Origin of the sequence: Candidatus Phytoplasma fraxini (assembly GCF_038024965.1) — a bacterium.
In the GTDB taxonomy this organism is placed as follows: Bacteria; Bacillota_I; Bacilli_A; order Acholeplasmatales; family Acholeplasmataceae; genus Phytoplasma; species Phytoplasma fraxini.
Window position 1 is genome coordinate 565,551 of sequence record NZ_CP146843.1, and the last position, 23,122, is coordinate 588,672.

Annotated in this window: 18 protein-coding genes; 5 read left to right on the plus strand and 13 right to left on the minus strand. The window is 22.8% G+C overall.

What is annotated here, in order from left to right; all coding sequences use genetic code 11:
* Positions 1–19: 19 nt before the first annotated feature.
* The 13 genes from AADV48_RS02795 to gyrB all read right to left on the minus strand — a co-directional run bounded on the left by AADV48_RS02795 (position 20) and on the right by gyrB (position 17,023).
* Positions 20–1,399: a glycine--tRNA ligase gene (locus AADV48_RS02795; protein ID WP_341266545.1), complete on the minus strand. Its 1,380-nt coding sequence runs from the start codon at positions 1,397–1,399 to the stop codon at positions 20–22.
* Positions 1,400–1,422: 23 nt separating this feature from the next.
* The gene (era, locus tag AADV48_RS02800) at positions 1,423–2,280 is read right to left on the minus strand and encodes a GTPase Era (RefSeq protein WP_341266546.1); all 858 of its coding nucleotides are present in this window, start codon (positions 2,278–2,280) and stop codon (positions 1,423–1,425) included.
* A 45-nt stretch (positions 2,281–2,325) separates the two neighbouring features.
* Positions 2,326–2,730 (minus strand): rRNA maturation RNase YbeY, encoded by a 405-nt coding sequence (gene ybeY / locus AADV48_RS02805; RefSeq protein ID WP_341266547.1) that lies wholly within the window; start codon positions 2,728–2,730, stop codon positions 2,326–2,328.
* 111 nt (positions 2,731–2,841) lie between these two features.
* Positions 2,842–3,015 (minus strand): 30S ribosomal protein S21, encoded by a 174-nt coding sequence (gene rpsU / locus AADV48_RS02810; protein ID WP_341266548.1) that lies wholly within the window; start codon positions 3,013–3,015, stop codon positions 2,842–2,844.
* Positions 3,016–3,368: 353 nt separating this feature from the next.
* On the minus strand, positions 3,369–5,717 hold the full coding sequence (gene lon / locus AADV48_RS02815; protein ID WP_341266549.1) for an endopeptidase La: 2,349 nt from the start codon (positions 5,715–5,717) through the stop codon (positions 3,369–3,371).
* Between the two features lie 156 nt (positions 5,718–5,873).
* Positions 5,874–7,172 (minus strand): trigger factor, encoded by a 1,299-nt coding sequence (gene tig, locus AADV48_RS02820; protein WP_341266550.1) that lies wholly within the window; start codon positions 7,170–7,172, stop codon positions 5,874–5,876.
* Positions 7,173–7,502: 330 nt separating this feature from the next.
* Positions 7,503–8,573 (minus strand): DUF2130 domain-containing protein, encoded by a 1,071-nt coding sequence (locus AADV48_RS02825; RefSeq protein ID WP_341266551.1) that lies wholly within the window; start codon positions 8,571–8,573, stop codon positions 7,503–7,505.
* A 3-nt stretch (positions 8,574–8,576) separates the two neighbouring features.
* Entirely contained in the window at positions 8,577–10,208 is a 1,632-nt protein-coding gene (glnS, locus tag AADV48_RS02830; RefSeq protein ID WP_341266552.1) for a glutamine--tRNA ligase, read from the minus strand.
* A gap of 54 nt (positions 10,209–10,262) precedes the next feature.
* Positions 10,263–11,267 (minus strand): tRNA (adenosine(37)-N6)-threonylcarbamoyltransferase complex transferase subunit TsaD, encoded by a 1,005-nt coding sequence (gene tsaD / locus AADV48_RS02835; protein WP_341266553.1) that lies wholly within the window; start codon positions 11,265–11,267, stop codon positions 10,263–10,265.
* Between the two features lie 55 nt (positions 11,268–11,322).
* Positions 11,323–11,892, minus strand: a complete 570-nt coding sequence (tsaB, locus tag AADV48_RS02840) for a tRNA (adenosine(37)-N6)-threonylcarbamoyltransferase complex dimerization subunit type 1 TsaB (protein ID WP_341266554.1) — start codon at positions 11,890–11,892, stop codon at positions 11,323–11,325.
* A gap of 45 nt (positions 11,893–11,937) precedes the next feature.
* Complete coding sequence (gene tsaE / locus AADV48_RS02845) at positions 11,938–12,432, minus strand: tRNA (adenosine(37)-N6)-threonylcarbamoyltransferase complex ATPase subunit type 1 TsaE (protein ID WP_341266555.1); 495 nt, start codon at positions 12,430–12,432, stop codon at positions 11,938–11,940.
* A gap of 101 nt (positions 12,433–12,533) precedes the next feature.
* Positions 12,534–15,059, minus strand: coding sequence for a DNA gyrase subunit A (gyrA, locus tag AADV48_RS02850; protein WP_341266556.1), 2,526 nt, complete (start codon positions 15,057–15,059; stop codon positions 12,534–12,536).
* A gap of 44 nt (positions 15,060–15,103) precedes the next feature.
* Positions 15,104–17,023 carry a DNA topoisomerase (ATP-hydrolyzing) subunit B gene (gene gyrB / locus AADV48_RS02855; protein ID WP_341266557.1) on the minus strand — a complete coding sequence of 640 codons (1,920 nt, stop codon included), beginning with the start codon at positions 17,021–17,023 and terminating at the stop codon, positions 15,104–15,106.
* 595 nt (positions 17,024–17,618) lie between these two features.
* Between gyrB and AADV48_RS02860 the strand changes: the two genes are divergently transcribed.
* The 5 genes from AADV48_RS02860 to AADV48_RS02880 all read left to right on the plus strand — a co-directional run bounded on the left by AADV48_RS02860 (position 17,619) and on the right by AADV48_RS02880 (position 23,109).
* Positions 17,619–18,020, plus strand: a complete 402-nt coding sequence (locus AADV48_RS02860; protein WP_341266558.1) for a hypothetical protein — start codon at positions 17,619–17,621, stop codon at positions 18,018–18,020.
* A 594-nt stretch (positions 18,021–18,614) separates the two neighbouring features.
* Positions 18,615–19,523 (plus strand): ABC transporter ATP-binding protein, encoded by a 909-nt coding sequence (locus AADV48_RS02865; protein ID WP_341266559.1) that lies wholly within the window; start codon positions 18,615–18,617, stop codon positions 19,521–19,523.
* The gene (locus AADV48_RS02870) at positions 19,523–20,311 is read left to right on the plus strand and encodes an ABC transporter ATP-binding protein (protein ID WP_341266851.1); all 789 of its coding nucleotides are present in this window, start codon (positions 19,523–19,525) and stop codon (positions 20,309–20,311) included. The genes AADV48_RS02865 and AADV48_RS02870 overlap by 1 nt, the downstream gene beginning before the upstream one ends.
* A gap of 218 nt (positions 20,312–20,529) precedes the next feature.
* Positions 20,530–22,089 carry an ABC transporter substrate-binding protein gene (locus tag AADV48_RS02875; protein WP_341266560.1) on the plus strand — a complete coding sequence of 520 codons (1,560 nt, stop codon included), beginning with the start codon at positions 20,530–20,532 and terminating at the stop codon, positions 22,087–22,089.
* An 87-nt stretch (positions 22,090–22,176) separates the two neighbouring features.
* Positions 22,177–23,109: an ABC transporter permease gene (locus AADV48_RS02880; RefSeq protein ID WP_341266561.1), complete on the plus strand. Its 933-nt coding sequence runs from the start codon at positions 22,177–22,179 to the stop codon at positions 23,107–23,109.
* Positions 23,110–23,122 lie beyond the last annotated feature (13 nt).

Sequence of the window (23,122 nt, forward strand, 5' to 3'; positions counted from 1 at the left end):
TTTATCCATAGTTTTAAAATCAAAATATTATTTTCTCTTCTACATATGTTTTGATATCTTTAATTAATATTCTTTGTTGTAACAAAGAATCTCTATCTCTTATAGTAATTGTATCATCTATTAAACTCTGTTCATCTACAGTACAACATAAAGGAGTGCCTATCATGTCTTGTCTTCGATATCTTTTACCTATACTTTGACTTTCATCATAATAAACTTCAAAAAAGAAAGACAATTTTTTTTGTATTTCTTTAGCTTTTAAACTATGTTTTTGTTTGATCAAAGGTAAAATTGCTAATTTATAAGGAGATAAAAAAGGATGGATTTTCAAAATTCTTCTTGTAGTTCCATTTTCTAATTTTTCATCTCTTAAACACAAAATTATAAGAGCTAAAAATAATCTTTCAACACCTACAGAAGGTTCAATAACAAAAGGCCAATATTTTTCTTTAGTTGATACATCTAAATATTGTAAATCTTTTTTAGAATATTTTTGATGCGTCTTTAAATCAAAATCAGTTCTAGAAGATATTCCCCATAATTCATCAAAACCCCAAGGAAAAAGAAATAAAATATCCGAAGTAGCATTAGCATAATGACTTAATTCATTTTTGTCATAATCTTTCATTCTTAAAATCTTTGAATTAAAACCTAATTTTAATAAAAAATCATAAACATAATTTTTCCAAAAACAAAACCATTCATGATATTCTTTAGGATGACAAAAAAATTCTAATTCCATTTGTTCAAATTCACAAGTTCGAAAAATAAAATTTCCGGGTGTAATTTCATTACGAAAAGCTTTTCCAATTTGTCCAACTCCAAAAGGAATTTTTTTCCTAGTAGAATGTAAAATATTTTTAAAATTAACAAAAATACCTTGACAAGTTTCTGGTCTTAAATATAAAAGCGAAGCTTCTTGAACAACAACACCTTGATGAGTTTGAAATAATAAATTAAATTCCTTCACAGGAGTCCAATTAGTAGTACCTAAAACTTTATTTTGAATTAAATAATCATGCATTTCTTCATAAGTTAAATTATTAACATTTATATTAGGATTATGATGTTGAATTAATTTATCTACTCTATAACGTTTATTATCATCTTTATTTTCTGTTAAAAGATCAATAAAACAAGATAAATGTCCGGATGCTTCCCACACTTTAGGATTCATTATAATCGAACTATCTATAAAAACATTATTTTCATTTTCTTGAAAAAATTTTTTTTTCCAAGCTTCTTTAATATTTTGTTTTAACAAACTACCTAAAGGTCCGTAATCAAAACTATTAGCCAAACCATTATAAATTTCACTACCAAAAAAAACAAAACCATTTTGTTTCATGAAACTCACAATATCTTTAAAAAAAATATTATTTATTTTATTTTCTATCATTGTTTTATAACCGATTTTAAAAATTATTTTTTATTATTAATTTTAGAATCTAATTTTACCCACAAATTTAAAAAAACTTTCTTTTTTAAAAAATTTTTGATATCCTTTTGAGCTGTAATTCGAATTTTTTTTAAATTAGACCCATTTTTGCCAATTAAAATTTTTCTTTGACTTATTTTTGGAACTAAAATCAAAATATCTAATTTTAAAGAATAATTTTCTTTATCATCAATAATATTTTCTAAACAAACACTGCAAACATGAGGCAATTCTTTATCTAAATAATAAAAAATTTTTTCTCGTATAAATTCTAACATCAAATCTTCCTTAGAAAGATTAGTAATAAAATCTTTAGGAAAATAAAGTTTTCCTTCATCTAATAAAGAAACAATATTTTCTTTCAAAATATTTAAATTTTGATTTTGAATACTAGATAAAGGAATAATAGCATTAAATTGAAAATATTTTAAATAACTTAAAATAATTTTATCAATAAATTTTGTTTTATTAAAAAGATCTATTTTAGTAATAATTAAAATAATTTTTTTTTTATATTTTTGTAGAAAAGTTAACAACTCTCTATCTTCTTTTTGACATTCGTCATTAACAAGAAATAAAATAACATCAATTTCGTCGAGATTTTTCAAAGTCACACAATTCAACTTAGAAATTAAAAAATTTTGGTTTTTATAGATTAATCCGGGATTATCTATAAAAACTAATTGATAATCATGATCATTATAAACGCCTATAATTTTTTTTTTTGTAGTGTTATGTTTATCACTTGTAATAGAAATTTTTTGTTCTACTAAAGCATTTAATAAAGTTGATTTACCAACATTAGTTTTGCCTATCATAGTAATAAAACCTGATTTAAACACTACAAAAAACCTCTCTAAAATCAATTTTACTAAAGCAATAAAAATTTAAATATTATTTTGTTTTAAAATGTCTTCTTGGATGCTAATCATTTCTTGTAAAGACTCTTCTGTATCATCATTATAACCTTTTAAATGAAGATAACCATGAATAACTAAAAAAGCAATTTCTCTAATTACACTATGACCTACTTTTTGAGCTTGCTCAGAAGCTTTCATTAAAGAAATAAAAATATCACCTAAATATTCATCAGAATTTGTATTTGGGAAAGTTAAAACATCAGTAATATAATTTTTTTGACAATAATAAAAATTCATTTTTTGCATTTCATCATCACTTATAAAAATAATATTAATTTTTTTTTCATCTTTTATAGAATCAAAAATATTAATTAAAATATTTTTAAATTGCGTAACATTTTTTTTTGTTTCATTATATATTTCAATAATCATTATTATAATGATTTCATTTCTTTTAAAAATTAGTATAAAAAAGTTAAATAATTTATTTCTTTCAAAAATAAAAAAACACCTTATAAAATAGAGGTGAATTTTTTAAGTAATTTAATATTTTTTATTTTTAGAAAATCTTCTACGATTTTTTCTTTCTGTACTTGGCTTAATATAATATTCTTTTTTACGAGCTTGTGCCAAATTACCAGATTTAACAACATCACGCTTAAAACGACGTAAAGTTTCGTCAAAAGTTTCTTCCTTACGAACAACAGTCTTAATCATCAATATCAACTCCTTTTTTTTGTAAACGATAACTGAAATGTTATAATCAAAATAACAAAAAATATTTTTCAGTATTTTATAAATATTATAACATAATTAATACAAAATTTGAAATATTTTTTATTTTAGATTTTTTAAATAAAAATAAGAAAAAACAAAATAAACAAAAACCAAAACAAATATAAAACGGTTTAAAAAAACCTGAGAACTATCTGATCTATGATTACCATATTGTTCTGAAAATATATCTATTATATTTTTTTCTTGAGTAAATAAAACCGATAGAATTATAAAAACACAATTAATATATATCATAATAGCAAGAACATCCATTATAAAATTCTCTCTTTAATTTAATTAATCAAAGCTTTGACAAAAATATCATTAGCATTTTCAACAACAATAATTTCTAATTTTTGCTTTACTTCTTCAGGAATTTCATCTAAATCTTTTAAATTATCTTTAGGAATGAAAATAATATTTAAACCACTTCTGTCAGCAGCAATAGCTTTTTCTTTCAAACCACCTATTGGTAAAACAGTTCCGTTTAAAGTAATTTCGCCAGTCATTCCGATATCTTTTCGCACAAATTTCTTTTTAATAGCTGAAAAAATGGAAGTAGCTATAGTAACACCAGCTGAAGGGCCATCTTTAGGTGTAGCTCCTTCTAAAAAATGAATATGAAAATCATTATTATCAAAAACACTATATTCAATACCTAATTTATCAGCATTAGCTTTTAAAAAACTAAAAGATGTTATTGCACTTTCTTCTAAAACCTTACCTAAATGACCAGTTAAAACTAATTTACCAGTCCCTTTATAATGAGTTACTTCAACAGGTAAAATATCTCCACCAAAAGAAGTATAAGCTAACCCATTTACGACTCCAATTTTATTTGTATTATTGATCAATAAATGTTGAAACATTACTTTTCCTAAAAAATTTTCAATATTTGTAATATCTATTTTAATTTGTTCTGTTTTATTAAGTAAAATTTCTTTAACTGTTTTTCTTACCAAAGCAGCAATTTGTTTATTTAAATTTCTAACTCCAGCTTCTTTAGTATAATGTCTAATCAAATAAAGAATAGTTTCTTTATCTATAGAAAAATGTTTTTTATCAATACCATGTTCTTGTAGTTGTTTAGGAATTAAATGTTCTTCTGCGATAATCAATTTATCTTGTTCCGTATAAGAATTTAATTCTATAATTTCTAAACGATCTCTTAAAGGTTCTGAAATACCACTTAAATCATTGGCAGTTGTTATAAATAATACTTTAGATAAATCAAAAGGCTCAGATAAATAATGATCTACAAAATTTTGATTTTGTTTCGGATCTAAAACCTCTAATAAAGCAGATCCTGGATCATGATTAAAATTATGAACTAGTTTATCTATTTCATCTAAAAGAAAAACTGGATTCATAACTCCAACATCTTTTAACCCGCTTAAAATTTTTCCAGACATCGCACCAACATAAGTTCTTCTATGACCTTTAATTTCGGTAATTTCTTGTAAACCGCCTAAGGATTGTTTTACAAATTTACGTCCTAAAGCTTCAGCAATTGAAATAGCTAAAGTAGTTTTCCCAACACCAGGAGGACCTAAAAAACAAATAATAGTTTGTGGATTTTTTTGAGTCATTATTTTTACAGCTGCATATTCTATAATTCTTTCTTTAACTTTTTTTAATCCATAATGATTTTTTTCTAAAACAGCTTCAATTTTTTTTAAATCATCGACATCTTTACTAATTTTCCCCCAAGGCAAAGAAATAACAAAATCTAAATAAGTGCGAATAACAAAAGAATCAGCTAAAGATGAAGAAATAGATTGATAACGTGAAAGTTCTTGTAAAGTTTTTGTTTTAATATCTTTAGGCATTTTAAAAGAATTAATTTTTTTTCTTAATTCTTCTATATCTTCTTCTTTTTTAGCTTGATCCCCTAATTCATTTTGAATAGCACGCATTTTTTCTCTTAAATAAAATTCTTTTTGATTTTCATCAATGCTGCGTTTAACTTCTGCATTAATTTTATTTTCTAAATCTGTCAATTCTAATTTCAATTTAATATCACGTAAAATATGCATAAGTCTTTTATTTAAATTAGTTTCTTTTAAATATTTATTTTTATATTTTTCATCGATTTTTAAAGCAAAAATAATTAAATCTGCAGCTTTTTCAGTTGTAATTCCGTCTTTAATTTGTTCTAAAAAAGTATCTCCTGAAATGGATAAAAGTTGATGAATATTAGAAGCTATTTTTTCCATTATCAATTTAATAAGAGTTTGTTCTTTTTTTGCATCCCCAAAAACAATTGGTAATTCTTCATATTTAGCAAAATATAAATTTTTATTTTTAGAAATATTTTTAATTTTAACTCTTTTAATAATACGAAATTTTACCTTATAAACATCATCACTAATTTTAATAGAAACTAAAATTTTAGCTAAAACTCCATATCTTTCTATATCATTTATTTTAGGATTTTCTTGAAATAAATTTTTTTGTAACGAAATAATAACATAAGGAAGTTTAACTTCTTCAGAATATTTTAAAGCATTTAAAGAAAAAATTCTACCTATTTCAATTCTTAAATCATTAAAAGGAATAGGAACAATGTCTCTAACAACAATTAATGGTAAGTCAAAGGGAATAATTTCTGTTTCTAATTCTTTATCATTTTTAATAGTCATATAATGTTCACATCCTTTATATTTTATTTATTGTTGGACATCTTTAATCACCAAAAAGAAGGAAATGGAAGTTATAAAAATACATTTTAGTTTCGGCCAGGTGTCTACTCTATAGATTAAATAATAAAAAACTCGAAAAAAATAAATATTAATTTTTTATGAATTATTTTTTTGTAATAAAAAATAAATAGTTTTTTGTCTCATTAAATTTTCTTTTATATGTTGAACGAAAGAAGGATTTTCTTTTATTACTTTAATATCTATCTTATATTCTTGATTTATTTGTTTATAATTGTCCTCTAACTCTTCAGGAGAAATATTTATTTTTTCTTTAGAACCGATTTCATCTAATAAAAAATTAATTTTACTAATTTTAGCAGCTTGTTGTTGAATATCTTCGTTAAATTTTTCCTCGGTCAAATTCATTTGTTTTAAATATTGTTCTAAAGTAATTTTTTGAGATTTTAAATTTTCTTCTAATTCTCTTTTTAAATTTTGAGCTTCTTCATCGATTAAAACTTGGGGTACTTCTAAAACAGAATTTTGATATATAAAATCTAAAATTTCTTCTTTTTTATTTTTTTCATCTTCATTTTGTTTTTGAATTACTAATTCTTTTTTTAAATTTATTTTAAATTCTTGAACATTATTAATGTTAGGAAATTGCATACTTTGAACTAATTCATCATTCAATACAGTATCTTTTTTTATTTTAATATCGTTTAAAACAACTTCAAAACAGACTTTTTTGCCTGCCAACTCTATATTGCCATAATTTTGTGGAAAAGATACATTAATATTTCTTTTTTCGCCTTTTTTTAAACCTATCATTTGTTCTTCAAAACCTGGAATAAACTTATTAGAACCAATCTCTAAAGTATAATTTTCAGCAGAGCCACCTTGAAATAATTTATTATTTAAATAACCTTTAAAATCAAAAACAGCAAAATCTCCTGTTTCTAAAGATAAATTATTTTCTTTTTTTTCTAAAATAGGATGATTTTCTAATATAAAATCTATCTTTTTTTGTACTTCTTCTTCTGTAACTTCTAAATTAGTTTTTTTCAAAGGAATTTGTTGATAATTACATAATTCTGATTTAGGTTTTAATGTAAATTCCAAACCAAAATCAAAAAAATCTTTTGTATTAGTTAATTTTTCTAAATTAAAATTAATTAACTTAGGTTGACTACCTATAAAATTATACTCTTTATTTTTAGCTAATATTTCTTGTAATTTTTCTTGAACTAAAGTTTCAAAAGCATCTTTATATAAAGATTGAGAATCAAAATGCTTTTCAAAAACTGATCTTGTTACAAAACCTTTTCTAAAACCTTTAACTTCTACTTTAGGTTTGATTTTATCAAAAGCTTTATCAACAAATACATCAAAATCTTTTTTATTTATTTGAAAATAATATTGAACAAAATCATTATTTATTTTTTTAACTTCCATTAAATTTATTTACCTATTTTATTTATGAATATCTTTTATTAAAATTATTTTACAATCATCTTTAAATAAAAAATAATCCATTTAGAATACCTTTCAAATTATATAAAATTTTAAAAAATACAAATTCTCTTAATATTTAGTAATAATATGATCAAAAAATACTTAACTTTATAATTATATTATATTATAATAAATATACAATTATTTATTATTCTAATTATTATAGATTTCATTAAATTGAGGTGTTCCAAAAGTATCTAAAATTTCGGAACACCTCAAAATTGTTTTATAAATCTTACAAAATATTTATTTTAAAATTTAGCTTGTTTTTTATTTATGTAAACGATTAATTTGTTTAATTATACGTGTTATTTTAAAATTTTTAATTTGATTAAATACCGTTTCTAAATGTTCTTTAGAAATAATTTGAATTTTTTCTTGAATAAAATAACAAGAATGATTTAAAGTTTGTACTATTTGTTTTATTTTTTCATTTTCGTTAGAAATTTTTAATAAATTATTTTTAATTTTAGTTAACGCGTTGTTTAAAATTTGTTCTTTCATTTTATTAAAATTTTCTTCTATTCCTTGTTCTTGTGCAAATTCTTGTTTTTTTTCAGAAAGAGCTAAAATTAATTCTTTCTGTTTACGTCCTAAAGCAGTGATAATATTTAAAAAAATAATCAAATAAAAAGGGCGAATAATAAACATATTTTTGTATTCATGGACTTTACGAACTGGAGCATCATTTTCTTTATCATATTCTAATTCACTTACCAAAATAGCAAATTCTAAATTTTTATTATTACGATCTTTATCTAATTTTTTAAAAAATTGTTCGTTTTTCTGTTTTTTAACGTTTTCTAAAGATTTATCTTCTGATTTAACTTCTAAAATAGCTGAAGTTAAAATTTCATCTGTTTTTTTCTTTTCATCATAATGCAATTTATAAACAAAATCACCTTTACTACCTTTAATAATTTGATTATCTTTATACCAAGAAATATCATCAGAAATTAATAACTGATTTTGTACTTCGTTATTACACCATTTTTCTAAATTTTCACCTATTAATTTAACATTATAACTCGATCTAGTCAATGTAAGTTTATTAATTTCGTTTTTTAATTGATAAATTGTATTATTTTTTTGGTTTTCTAAATCCATCATTGCTTTTGCCAAAAATAATTCTTTTTGATTATTCAAATCTTTTATTTTGTCTTCATATTTTTCTGTTATTTTTTTTATTTCTTGTTGTATCTCGTCTCGGTGTAATGTTTTTTGTAATGAAGTTAAATTTAACTCTAAACATTCTTTAAGATCAATAATATCACCTTTATTGGCATTTTCCTGTAATTCTAATTCATATGAATTTTTAATTAAAACTTTTATTTTTTTCATATTTTATTTTTTTTCTTTATTAATTTTTTTTAAAGAAATAATTTCGTTAAAACGTGGTATTTTTTTTTCTTTATTAACAAAAATAAAATAACCTTTACGGATGAATTGGAATTTATCGTTCTTTAAAATATTTTCTACTCCTCCTTCTATAAAACCTTCTTTTTCTTGCAAAGAAGAATGATTAAAATCATTTTCTAAATTTTGAGGATTATCTTTTTGAAAAAGTGGTTGATAAAAATTTAAACAAGATTGTTTAGCTGTATTCATTTCTACAAAATGAATAGTACCATTAGGTTTTCTTTCTTTAAAATTAGTTCCGCTTTTAGTTTTAGGATCATAAGTGGCTAAAATTTCAATAATTTCGCCTTTTGAATTTTTAATAACTTCAATAGCTTTAATAAAATAAAAATAAAAAAACCTAACTTCCTCATTTAAACAAAATTTTTTTGATTTAATATCTAATTTTTCCATTTGAAAATCTGTTTTGTCAATGTAAAGATGTTTAGAGAAAAAAACCTTTCTCATACCTAAATCAATCTTATTATGATAAGGGATATCACGATATTCTATTTTATTATCTGGATAATTAATAATAGTTACTTTTAAAGGATCACTAACAACCATTATTTTTTTAGCCTTATTTTGTAAATCTTCTCTTAAACACGATTCTAACATTTCTGGATTAATGTGAGAATTATTTTTTGATAATCCAATACCTAAAATAAAATTTTTAATAGATTCTGGGGTATAACCTCTATTTTTCATACCTCTCAAAGTAGGCATACGGGGATCATCCCAACCACTAACTAAACCAGAATTAACTAACAATTTTAACTTTTTTTTACTTAAAACTATTTTATTAATATTAAGGCGTCCAAACTCTATTTGAGTAGGAACGTGTTTTGTTTCAGTTTCTTTTAAAACCCATTCATATAAAGGACGATGATTTTCAAATTCTAAAGAACATAAAGAATGACTAATACCTTCGATAGCATCTTCTAAAGGATGAGCAAAATCATACAAAGGGAAAATAAAATAATGTTTTTTTTTCAAAGTATAAGCATCTAAAATCTTATACAAAATAGGATCTCTAAGATTCATATTAGAACTAGCCATATCAATTTTGGCTCTTAAAGTTTTAGTTCCTTCAGGAAAAAATCCTTCCTTCATTTTCAGAAATAAATCTAAATTTTCTTCTATCTTTCGATCACGACAATGAGAAATTTGACCAGATCGAAATAAATCTCCTCTTTGTTTTTTAATTTCTTCTGGAGTAAAATCATCTACAAAAGCTAATCCTTTTTTTATTAATATAATTGCTTTTTCAAAAATTTCATCAAAATAATCAGAAGCAAAACAAATTTTATCTGGTTCATAACCTAACCATCTTACATCTTGTAAAATAAAATCTACATATTTTTGTTCTTCTACATTAGGGTTGGTATCATCATATCTTAAATAAGTTTTACCATTGAAATATTTAGCTAATTCAAAATTAATAATAATAGCGCGAGCATGTCCTAAGTGAAGAAAACCATTAGGTTCTGGCGGAAAACGAGTAATTATTTGATTATATTTTTTTTGTTTTAAATCTTTTTGTATAATAGTTTTAATAAAATTTGATTCTTTAAACATTAGGGACATGAAATCAATTTCCTTGCTTATAAAAATATATTATATATTTTGCCATTATTCACAAAATAAAGATAAATCAGGTATTCCTGTTAAATTATATTTACTAACTTTTTGAGAACGACCAAAAAGATGTTGATAATAAGCAGCGATACCAATCATAGCTGCTTGATCAGTGCAATACTGAGGGGAAGGAATGATTAATTCTGAATTAACAAAAACATTTTGGAATTGGCTTTTTAAAAATTGATTAGAAGCAACTCCACCTACAATTATTAATTGTTTAAAAGGGAATAAAGATGCGGCTTTTTGAGTTTTCTTTATTAAAACATCAATTATACTATGTTGAAAAGAAGCACAAATATCATTTATATATAATTGTAAATTATCTTTTTTTTTATCAATAAAATTAATAACTTGACTTTTTAAACCAGAAAAACTAAAATTTAAATTTTTATTATTCAAATAAGGCCTTGTAAAAGAAAAAACATCTTTGCCTTTTAACGCTAACTTTTCAATAACACTCCCACCAGGATAATCTAATTTTAAACTACGAGCAATTTTATCATAAACTTCGCCGACAGCATCATCTAAAGTATAACCTAATTTTTCAATCTGAAAATGTTGTTTAAGATAAAATAATTCAGTATGGCCCCCAGAAACTAAAAGAACTAAAGAAGGGAATTTTAATTCATTCTCTATTTGAGCAGCATAAATATGACCTATTAAATGGTTCACACCTATTAAAATTTTATCATGAATATAAGCGAATGTATTTGCAAAATTAATTCCAGTAAATAAAGAACCAATCAAACCTGGTCCTTGTGTAACTGCTACCAAATCAATATCTTTAGGAGTAATTTTAGCTGTTTTTAAAGCTTCATCTAAAACAAAAGTAATAACTTCTAAATGTTTACGTGAAGCTAATTCTGGTACTACACCGCCAAATTGTTGATGATATTTTATTTGTGAAAAAACAATATTAGATAAAATTTTTTTACCATTTTCAGTAACTGCAATACTTGTTTCATCGCAACTGGTTTCGATCGATAAAATAATCATAATAATATAAAAACCTAATTTCTTATTATTTTAATCCAAAACATAAAATTATTTTTTAATAATGAGTATAATAAGTAGGAATTAAAACAGAAGGATTTAAAACTTTCTTCATATAAAAAAAAATTTTTTCAAGTGAAATTTTGAAATTACTTTCATCTAATAAAATATTATTATCAAAATTATTTAAAAAATCTTGTGCATAAATATTTTCAGATAAAACTATTTTATTATTATCTAAACTTAAACTATAAAAAAAATTTTTTTTTGCATAAATTTTAGGAGTTAATATTTTATATTCATAACCACTAGATAAAAGCAATAAACTACTTATTTGGTACAAAGGTATATTTAATTCTAAAGCTAAAATTTTAGATGTTAAAACAGCTAATCTGCTTCCTATATAAGAACCAGGTCCCGAACCTACAATAATACCAGATACATCTTTTAAAATTAATTTATTTTCATTTAATATTTCCGAAATTAAAGGAATCATACCAGAGACAAAATCTTGTTTAAAAGTCTTTTTTTTTATACTAATAATGGTATCTTTGGTACTCAAAATAACTATTTGAACATTAGCAGAAATATCCAAAATAATATATTTTTTAGCTCTAGATAATTCCATATCTGAAAATACTCTTTCTTATTTGAACAAATTAATAATTAATTTTTATAACAAATGATTATTTTGTTCTATTATAATATTTCTTGTTTTACTATTTAAAACTTGAATTTGGATATAAAAATCCCAATCTTCGACAAAAGACATTATATTTTGATTTGTTTCTATTACTATAATATCATCTTGAACTATATTTTCCAATAATTCTTCTATTTCTATTAGTAAATGTTTTGTTGTTTTTTGTTCATTAAACAAGCGATATAAATCTAAATGATGAAACTTATTAAAATCAGTTACATAAGTTTTTAACAAAATAAAACTAGGACTATTAACTTCATTCTTAATACCTAATTCTTTAGCAATTCCTTTAGTTAAAATAGTTTTGCCAGAACCGATTTTACCTTCAAGAATAATAATATATTTCTTATTTGCTTTATTTAAAATTTTATAAATAATTTTTTGACAAATTTGCATACCTATTTTTTTAGTTTGTGATTCTGAAGTAGTTATTTGAAAATATTTTGTATTTGTGTCAATTACCATATTTCAATAAACCTTAGCAAATTATTTTTAAAAATAAAAATCAAAATCATCTAATTATGTTTTGACATAATCAGATGATTTTTGGATTTAAGATTATAATATTATTCACTTATAATATCTATATTTTTTTCTTTGTCTTTTTTATTAACAACAACTGTAAATAATTTATCATCATCTTTTAATTTAGATAATTTAATACCTTGAGTGACTTTAGATTTGAAAGTAGGAATTGTATTATTATTTTCTAATCGAATAATTTTGCCGCGTTCAGAAATTAAAATTAATTCATCTTGGTTCGAAACAACTTTTAAAGCAATAATTTTACCGTTTTTAGGAGTAACTTTTAAAGTTTTAATACCTTTTCCGCCTCTTTTTTGATTTTTATATTCGACAACTTTATTTTTCTTACCATAACCTAATTCAGTTACAACTAAAATATCTTGTTCATCCGACTTAACAATAGCAGCGCCTATTACATTTTCATCATAATCTAATCTCATTCCAATAACGCCGCTACCTATTCTACTGGTTTTTTTAATAGATTTTTCATTAAAACGAATAGCTTTTCCATTCGAACTAGCCATAATAATATCTTGAGAACCTATACTTTTTAAAACTGTTAAAACTTCATCATCTGGTTTTAAATTAAAGGCTATTTTACCTTTATTTTGAATATTTGTATAATCTTGAATATTATTTCTTTTAATTAAACCTTTTTTAGTTATTAAAACTAAATAATTATAATTTTGTTTTAAATCAGGGTTGATGCTAGCTACAGAAGTTAAAAATTCTCCTTCTCTTAAAGGAATCAAATTAATTAACGGTATCCCTTTAGCTTGACGTGAATAATCAGGTATTTCATGACCTTTCATACGATAAACTTTACCTTTGTTAGTGAAAAACAATTGATAATCATGAGTTGTAGTATTAACTAAATATTTTACAAAATCATTTTCATTCATAGTAATTCCGCTAACACCTGTGCCGCCTTTATTTTGTTTTTTATAAGTATCTATGCTTAAACGTTTAATATAACCTTTATTAGTAATAGTAATTAAAATACCTTCTTTTTTAATTAAATCTTCATCAGTTATATTAATTTCTAGATCTTTTTGAATAAAAGTTTTTCTTTCGTCTTGGAAATTTGTTTTTAATTGAAGCAATTCTTGTTTTAAAATTTTTTCTTTTTTACTTTGTGATTCGATAATTCCTTGGCATTCTGCAATTTGTTTAATTAATTGTCGTTCTTCGATTCTGAATTTTTCTATTTCTAGATTAGTTATTCTTTGTAAACTCATTTCCAAAATGTATTTACTTTGAATTTCATCCAAATCATATTTTAACATTAATTTTTCGCGTGCTTCTTTAACATCTTTAGAACTTTTAATTAATTGTATCGCATCATCGATATCATTTAAAATAATTACTGCTGCTTGTACTAAATGTTGTTTTTTTAAAGCGTTTTTTAATTCAAATTGTTTTTGACGATTAATTATATTTATCCTAAAAGAAAAAAAAGCTTCTAAAATTTGTTTTAAATTAACTAATTTAGGTTTTTTATCCACTAAAACGATCATATTAAAATTAAAAGACATTTGAACACGAGATTTTTTATATAAATTATTTAAAAAGATTTTAGGATTAATATCTTTTCTTAAATCAATAACAATTCTAATTCCTACGCGATTAGAAGATTCATCTCTTAAATCTGTGATACCATCCAAAATTTTATTTCTATATAAATATACAATATTCTTTATTAAATTACTTTTTTTCATTTGATAAGGAATTTCAGTAATTACTATCGAACTTTTATTTTTATCAGAAGTTATAATTTCTGTTTTAGAACGAATAATAATTCTGCCTTTTCCTGTTTCATAAGCTTCTTGTAATTTATCGATACCTAAAATTTCTCCTCCTGTAGGAAAATCAGGACCTTTAATATATTTCATTAAAGAAGCAATAGAAACTGTTTTATCATCTATATAAGCAATTAAAGCATCAATTACTTCCCCTAAATTATGAGAAGGGATGTTAGTTGCCATTCCTACAGCAATACCTGTAGCCCCGTTAACTAACAAATTTGGAAAACTTGTAGGTAAAATATTAGGTTCTTTTTCACTATTATCATAATTATCTACAAAATCAATAGTCTCTTGATCTATTTCTTTAATAAATTCCATGGCTATTTTAGACATACGAACTTCTGTATAACGCATTGCTGCTGCAGCATCTCCATCAATAGAACCGAAATTACCATGACCATCAACTAAAGGATAGCGATAATTGAAATTTTGAGCCATTCTCACCATTGCTTCATAAATACTACTATCTCCATGAGGATGATATTTACCCATCACATCACCAACAACCCTAGCAGCTTTTTTATAACTGGATTGATATGACACTCCTAATTCTTTCATACTATATAAAATTCTTCTTTGAACTGGTTTTAAACCATCTTGAATTTCTGGTAAAGCCCTAGAAACAATAACGCTCATAGCATAATCTAAAAAAGATTTTTCCATTTCTTGATTAATATTAACGTCTTTAATAATTCCTATATTTTTATCCGTGTCAGAATTATGTTCGTTTAAAAAACTATTTTTTTTAATTTTATTTGACATAATTTGTTCGCCTTTTTTAATATTTAACAAAAATGAAGAAATTATTAAACATCTATATCCGCTTTAGTAGCGTTTTCTTCAATAAATGCTTTTCTTTGAGCAACCATTTTACCCATTAATTTATAAAAAACTTTATCTGATTCTATAACGTCTTCTAAAGAAACTCTTAATAAAGTTCTTTTGCTAGGATCCATAGTAGTTTCCCAAAGTTGCTCTGGATTCATTTCACCTAAACCTTTATATCTTTGTGAACGAATTTGTTTATTTTGAAGATTTAAACTATCTTTATATTTTTTATATTCTTGTTCATTATAAAAATATTTAGGTTTTTTACTTCTATTTTCTACTTTATATAAAGGAGGTTGAGCAAAATAAATATAACCATTTTCGATTAAAGGTCTTAAATTTCTAAAAAAGAAAGTAAGAATTAAAGTTCTAATATGAGCTCCGTCAACATCTGCATCTGTCATAATAATAATACGATTATAACGAGCTTTACTTAAATTAAATTCTTTATCGATACCAGTTCCTATAGCTTGTATCAAAGAAACAATTTCATTGTTGCTCAAAACTTTTTCTACACGTGATTTTTCTACATTAATTATTTTACCTCTTAAAGGTAAAATGGCTTGAAATTTAGAATCTCTACCTTGTTTAGCAGAGCCTCCTGCTGAATCACCTTCTACAATGTATAATTCAGATAAACTAGGATCTTTTATATGACAATCAGTTAATTTAGAATTAAAATTTAATAATTCTAAAGACATTTTCTTTCTAGTTATTTCTCGTACTTTTTTAGCAGCCAATCTTGCTTTCATAGATAATAAACATTTATCCATTATTTTTTTAGCTTCTTGTGGGTTTTCTAATAAATGACTTTCTAAAAATTCTCCAAAAGACCTTGATACGAATTGTCTAACTTCTTGATTGCCTAATTTATTTTTAGTTTGTCCTTCAAACGAAGGATTATGATGTTTTAAAGAAATAACAGCTGTTATACCTTCTAAAGTATCTTCGCTAATTAAACTATTGTCTTCTTTTTTTAAAAACTTTTTATCTTTGGCATATTTATTCAATATTCTATTTAAAGATATTTTAAACCCTTCTTCATGAGTTCCACCTTCTTTAGTAAGAATGTTATTAACAAAAGAATAAATATTTTGAGCGTAATTTTCTGTATATTGAAAAGTAATTTCATAAACAATTTTATCTGCCGCATATTCTTTATAAAAAATTTGATTCAAGGTTTTTTTATTTTGATTTAAATAAACAATATATTCTTTAATACCTTCTTTGTAATAAAATTCAAATTGCTGGGGTGATTCTTTTGTGCTATCAATAACTTTCAATTTAATATTTTTATTTAAAAAAGCTATTTGTTGAATTCTTTCTTTTAAAATATCTAATTTATAACTAAAATCTTCCATATTTTCAAAAATAGTTAAATCAGGAGTAAAGGTAATTGTTGTCCCTGTTTTATTAGTAAATCCTTTTTGAATCAAAGGGCTGACAGGAATCCCTTTTTTGTATTTTTGATAATATAATTCGTTATTCAAATGAATTTCTACCTCAAAACAAGAAGAAAGAGCATTAACTACAGAAGCTCCTACACCATGCAAACCACCAGAAATTTTATAAGCAGAATTATCAAATTTACCACCCGCATGTAAAGTAGTTAAAATTGTCTCTACAGCTGGTTTATTAGTTTTAGGATGGATATCAATAGGTATCCCTCTACCGTTATCAGAAACTCGAATAACATTATTTTCTAAAATTTCTAAAATAATTTCATTAGCAAAACCTGCTAAAGATTCATCAATAGAATTATCTACAATTTCCCAAACTAAATGATATAAACCTTTTTCAGAAGTAGACCCGATATACATACCAGGTCTCATTCTAACAGCTTCTAATCCTTCTAAAATTTTAATACTATCAGCATTATATTTTTTATTTTTATCCATTTATAAAATTAAATTCTCCTTATTAACCTTGTATAATATGAACGCAAAACGAATAAAATTTCTATTTTATATCTTGACAAAATTGACAAAATTTAACTATTTACTTATTATCAAAATATTTTTTTGTGAAACATTTTATCTATGAAAACACAAAATATTTATAACAAATTATAACATAAACATAATAATGATTCAAACGACAATTAAGATTTTTACTTTTGTTCTATTATAAATAATTTCAAATCAAAACCCTTAAATAAATTTGTATTCAAAATATTTTAACTAAAATTGATTTGTAAATTAAATAACTCCAAAATATATTATAATAAATTTATCTATAAAAACAAAAAATAAACTTTTTTATAAAAAAATGTTTCAAATGTATAAAAAACATTTATAATAGTTTTGGTGGTTTGTAATAAATCCACTTTTTATAAATAAAGAATAAATAAAGAATAAATAAAGAATAAATAAAGAATAAATAAAGAATAAATAAAGAATAAATAAAGAATAAATAAAGAATAAATAAAGAATAAATAAAGAATAAATAAAGAATAAATAAAGAATAAATAAAGAATAAATAAAGAATAAATGAATGAGGCATTATATAATAATCAAAAAAAATAATAAATTTATCGAACAAGGTATAAAATTATTTATTATTACTTTTATATTTACATTTTTAACTTCTTTAGCTTTTTGTTTTATTTTATTACCACAAAATCATAAATATTCTTTAATTTCTTCTAACACCTCTTCTACCATAAATGAACATTTGTCTCGAAAACCTAAACAAAAAGACATAATAGATTCATCAAATCAAAACAAAAATTCAATTAAAGAAGATGAAATACCATCTGAAGAAGAATCCGAACAAGAAGAAGAAAAATTATTAATAGATAATGATGAAGATTTAGCTAAAACAAAAAACAATAAATCTAAATGGAGCAAACTACTGACTAAAATCAAAAATAAAAAACAAAAACAAGACAAATAAAAAATTCATTATATCTAAAATAATTTAAAAAATACAATTAGAATTTTTTTAATATTATTCAAATAATTACAACAAAAATTAATAAAAACCAAATTGTTTATTGAACAAATAATAAATAATTTGGTTTTTTTTATAATATTACAAAAATTCAAAAAATGCGATAGATGTTAAATATTTAAATCACTATATATCCAATTTTTTATCCAAAATAAATATTTAGAATAGCGATCAATTTAAAGATATTTTGATTTTTATACATTTATGAAGAACTTTAAAACATAAGAACATATAAAACTTACTAAATTTATATCTCTCAAGTGTTCTTTTTTATATAAATAAAAATTGTCTAAAACAAAAAAAGCATAAAACAATTAATAAAAATAAATTAATTTTACATAAATAAAAAAATTTTATGTTATAATAAACGTAATTTTAAAATAAAAATTTTTTATTTTAAAAAGTGGTCTTTTTGATTAAATATTTTTGAAAAGTGAAATATTTAAAAAAAATTTAAAGAAATGAGGAGAAAAAATTAATAATCAAATTTTAATTAGTATTCAAAATTTATCTAAAAAATTTTTAATTCAAAAAAAAATGTTTCAAAAACCTCAATTTTTAACAGCTAACCAAAATATTAATTTATCTATTTTTAAAGGTGAAACTTTATCTATAGTAGGTGAATCAGGTTCAGGGAAATCTACTTTAGGACAATTAATTTTACAACTTCAAAAAAATACTTCTGGAAATATCTTTTATTACCAAAATGAATTCAATAAAATTAATTTAACCGAATTAGATAAAAAAAAACAACGTTTATTAAGAAAAGAGCTTCAAATTATTTTTCAAGATCCCTTTTCTTCTTTAAATCCTTTTTTTAAAATTTCTGATATTATCGGCGAAGGTCTTTTAATTCATAAAATGGTTAAAAATAAAAAAGATCCTTTATACAAAGAAAAAATATTAGATATTATGGAAAAATGTCAAATTGATAAATCTCTTTATAAACGTTATCCAACACAATTATCAGGAGGTCAAAGACAAAGAATAGCTATTGCTAGAACATTAATTATACAACCCAAATTTATTGTTTGTGATGAAATTGTATCCGCATTAGATGTTTCAACTCAATCTAAAATTCTTGACCTATTAAATAATTTAAAAGAAAAATATAAATTGACTTTTATGTTTATTACTCATGATTTAGGTGTTGCTGGTTATTTAAGCGATAGAATATGTGTAATGTATTTAGGGAATATAGTAGAATTAGGAACTAAACAACAAATTTTAAAAAATCCTTCTCACCCTTATACACAAAAAATTTTAAATGCTACTCCTAAATTAAATAATCAAAAACAATTAGAATATAAAATCATTTATGAAAACCCTAAATTTAAATTTTTATTTGATAAAAACGAAAAAGATTTAGATTGGTTAGAAATCGAACCTCAACATTTTATTAGATGTACTCTAAAAAAGAGATTGAAACAGCAGGTATTGAAATAATGAATTTGTTGAAAGTTGAAAATTTACATACTTATTTTAAAACTTCAAAAGGATTAATAAAAGCAGTTAATGGTATTTCTTTTGAATTAAAAAAAGGCAAATCTTTAGGTATTGTTGGCGAGTCAGGAAGTGGCAAAAGTCAAACTGCTATGTCCATTCTAAAATTATTTAATCAAAATCAAAAAATATATCAAGGTAAAATTATTTTTAATGAAAAAGAAATTTCACAATACAATGACCAACAAATGACAAAAATTCGGGGAAACGAAATAGCTATGATTTTTCAAAATGCTATTTCTAGTCTTAATCCTGTTTTTAAAATAAAAAACCAAATTATGGAAGTTTTGAAATTACATAAAAAAATGAATCATGCCGAAAGCAAAGCAAAAATTATTGAAATTTTAAATAAAGTAAAAATAAATAATATTCAAAGAGTGATGGAATCTTATCCTCATCAATTATCAGGTGGCATGTGTCAAAGAATAATGATAGCAATGGCTTTAGTATGCGAACCTAAACTTTTAATCGCTGACGAACCAACTACAGCTTTAGACGTTCTTATTCAACAAGAAATTTTAAATTTAATCAATGATTTAAAAAAAGAAATTAAAACATCTATTTTATTTATTACTCATGATTTAGGAATTATATCTCAAATAGTTGATGATGTTATAGTTATGTATAAAGGAAAGATAGTAGAAAAAGGTCCTATTCAAGAAATTTTAACAAAGCCTAAACATAATTACACTAAATCTTTATTAAATAATTTTTTAAAAACAAATTTTTAAATTGTTTTTATAAGAACTATAATTAAGTATTTTCAAAGGTTATTAAATTAAATATTTTTGTAAAAAATATTTTGTTACATATTTAGATTATTTCATTCATTACAATATTTAACAAAATATATCTAATACTATTTTATTTTTTACTAATAAAAAGAGATTTAATTAATTCAACAAATAAAAATAAGAAATATATTTTTGATATAAAAAAGGAGTAAATTTTGAACAAAGAAAAAATAAAAAATTTTTTAATTGACCATAAAATAAAAATTTTAATTATAACAACTGCAATTATTGCATTAAGTATAACAGGATATTATTTGTTAAAATCAAATAACACTAATGAAAATTTAAATGAATGTCGTATTGCTTTGCCAAATGATATTAAAGGTTTTGATGTAACTCGACAACAAGTTACAGGTAGTACTTATTCTGATTATATTTTAAGTATTATGCACGATACTTTATTATCTAAAGATAAAGATCAAAACATTATAAAACAATTACTTTCTGACTATAAACGAACAGATAATGGAAAAACAATAAAGTGTCAACTAAAAAATAATATTTTCTTTCATAATGGCGAAGAATTAACTACTGATGATATTATTTTTACTTATAATAGAGCTGAAAACAATGAACACCCTCAATTCTTAGAAATAGAAAAAATTACCAAAACAGATAATAAAAATTTTGAAATACAATTAAAAGAAAATAATCTTTGGACGGATTTCAAATTTTATAGATTCTTTCGAGTTTTAAACAAGAAAGCTGTTGTAGAAAATGAAACAGAAGGATTAAAAATCGGATGTGGTCCTTATAAACTAACTAATTATACAAGAAACGATAAATTAGAATTTGAATTATTTGACAAATATCATAATAAAGACAGAATCCAAAATAGTCCTAAACAATTAAAATTTAAAATTTCTAAAGACGATGATACATTATTACAAGAAATCGAACAAAGAAAATTAGACGCTTTAATTAGTTACCCTGCAAGCAAAATAAACAATCTTGAAAAATTAAAAGACAAAATAAACATAATTACAAATAATTCTGTTAGTGGTTCTTATATTTATATCAATAAAGACAAAGTTAATCTTGAAAAAAGAAAAGCTATTGCACAAACAATAGATCCACTTAAAATTAAAGAAGAACTACAATTGCCTTCTCAAATTTTAACAACTTATATTCCACAATCTTTAATAGGACATAATGAAACATTACAACGTTATACAAACAATAACATAGATTTAATTCAAAAAACAGTTGAAAAATTCTCAAATACACAAAAAAGAATAAAGATAGGATTAAGTTCAAAAAATACTATAGATGTAGAAAACAAAATAATTGAACAATTAAGAAACGTCGGCTTTGATGTTTCTTTAACACAAACAGATTTTAATACCTTATTAGAAGAAGTAAAAGGGGATTCTTATGATATGATTTTTTTAGGTGAAAATCATGAATTAGAATATGGTCATAAAGCTTTTTCTGATTATTTTTTAAGCATTAATAATAATAATAATTTTTGTCATATTAATCTAGAAGATAAACCACATATTGAAGATAAATTAACACAAGCTGCACAAACTTCAGATAAAAATGAATATATCAGATTAATTAAAGAAGTAAGTAAATATATTCATGACCAATATTTTGTTATCCCTTTATATTTAACACCAAATTATTGTATCACTTCTAAACTTATTCAAAAAGGATTTGAAACAGATGTTTTTGGTAATTTTGATTTCACTAGCATTATAAAAAAAATATAATAAAAATATACAAATATTTAAATGATTTTATTAATCAATAAAATCATTTAAATAAAAAAATATTCTGGATGTTGAGGTGCCAAATTTTTGAAAAAATATATTTTAAAAAAGATATCTTATACTACTATATTATTTATAATAGTTATATTTATTAGTTTTTTTACTATGAAATTGATTCCTAGCGATCCTATTTCTGCTATGTTTGAACAAAAAGGACCAACACCTGAAGAAAGAAAAGTATTAGAAAAAGAATTAGGTCTTGATAAACCTATTGTTGTGCAATTTACAAATTATCTCCAAAACATTTTTTTAAAATTTGATTTTGGTAAATCTTATAATGGAAATAAAGAATCTGTTTTAAAGCTTTTTAAAAAAGCTTTTACTAACACCTTTAAATTAACTGCTTTAAGTTGTTTTTTTGGTTCTCTTTTAGGAATTACCTTAGGAGTATTAAGTGCTTTTTATATAGGTACTAAAAAAAGTTTTTTTCTTGATTTTTTAGCTATTATTATCGTTTCAATGCCTACTTTTGTTATTGGTTTTCTATTACAAATTAATTTAGGATATTATAGTAATTTGCTTCCTGTCTCTGGTTTCGAAACTACAAAAGAAATGGTTTTACCTATATTAACTTTATCTTTAACGATTAGTGGTTCTATTTTTAAAATAACACAAACAACTATGTTAGAATGTTTAAAACAACCTTATATTACTGTTGCTCATGCTAAAGGCCTTTCTAAAACTACAATTATTTTTAAACATGCTTTAAAAAATGCTTTAATCCCTATTTTATCCCATATTGGCATAATTTTTAGTTTTTTAATTGGTGGTGCTATTATTACCGAACATATATTTAATATCAAAGGTATTGGAAGTTTAATGATTACTTCATTTGAAGAAAGAGATTTCCCTATAATTCAATGTTGTATTATTTTATTAGCTTTATTTATATCTATTTGGAATTTATTTTTGGAATTAATCTATTTTTGGTTGGATCCAAAAATAAATATAAAAGGGTAAAAATTATGTCAGA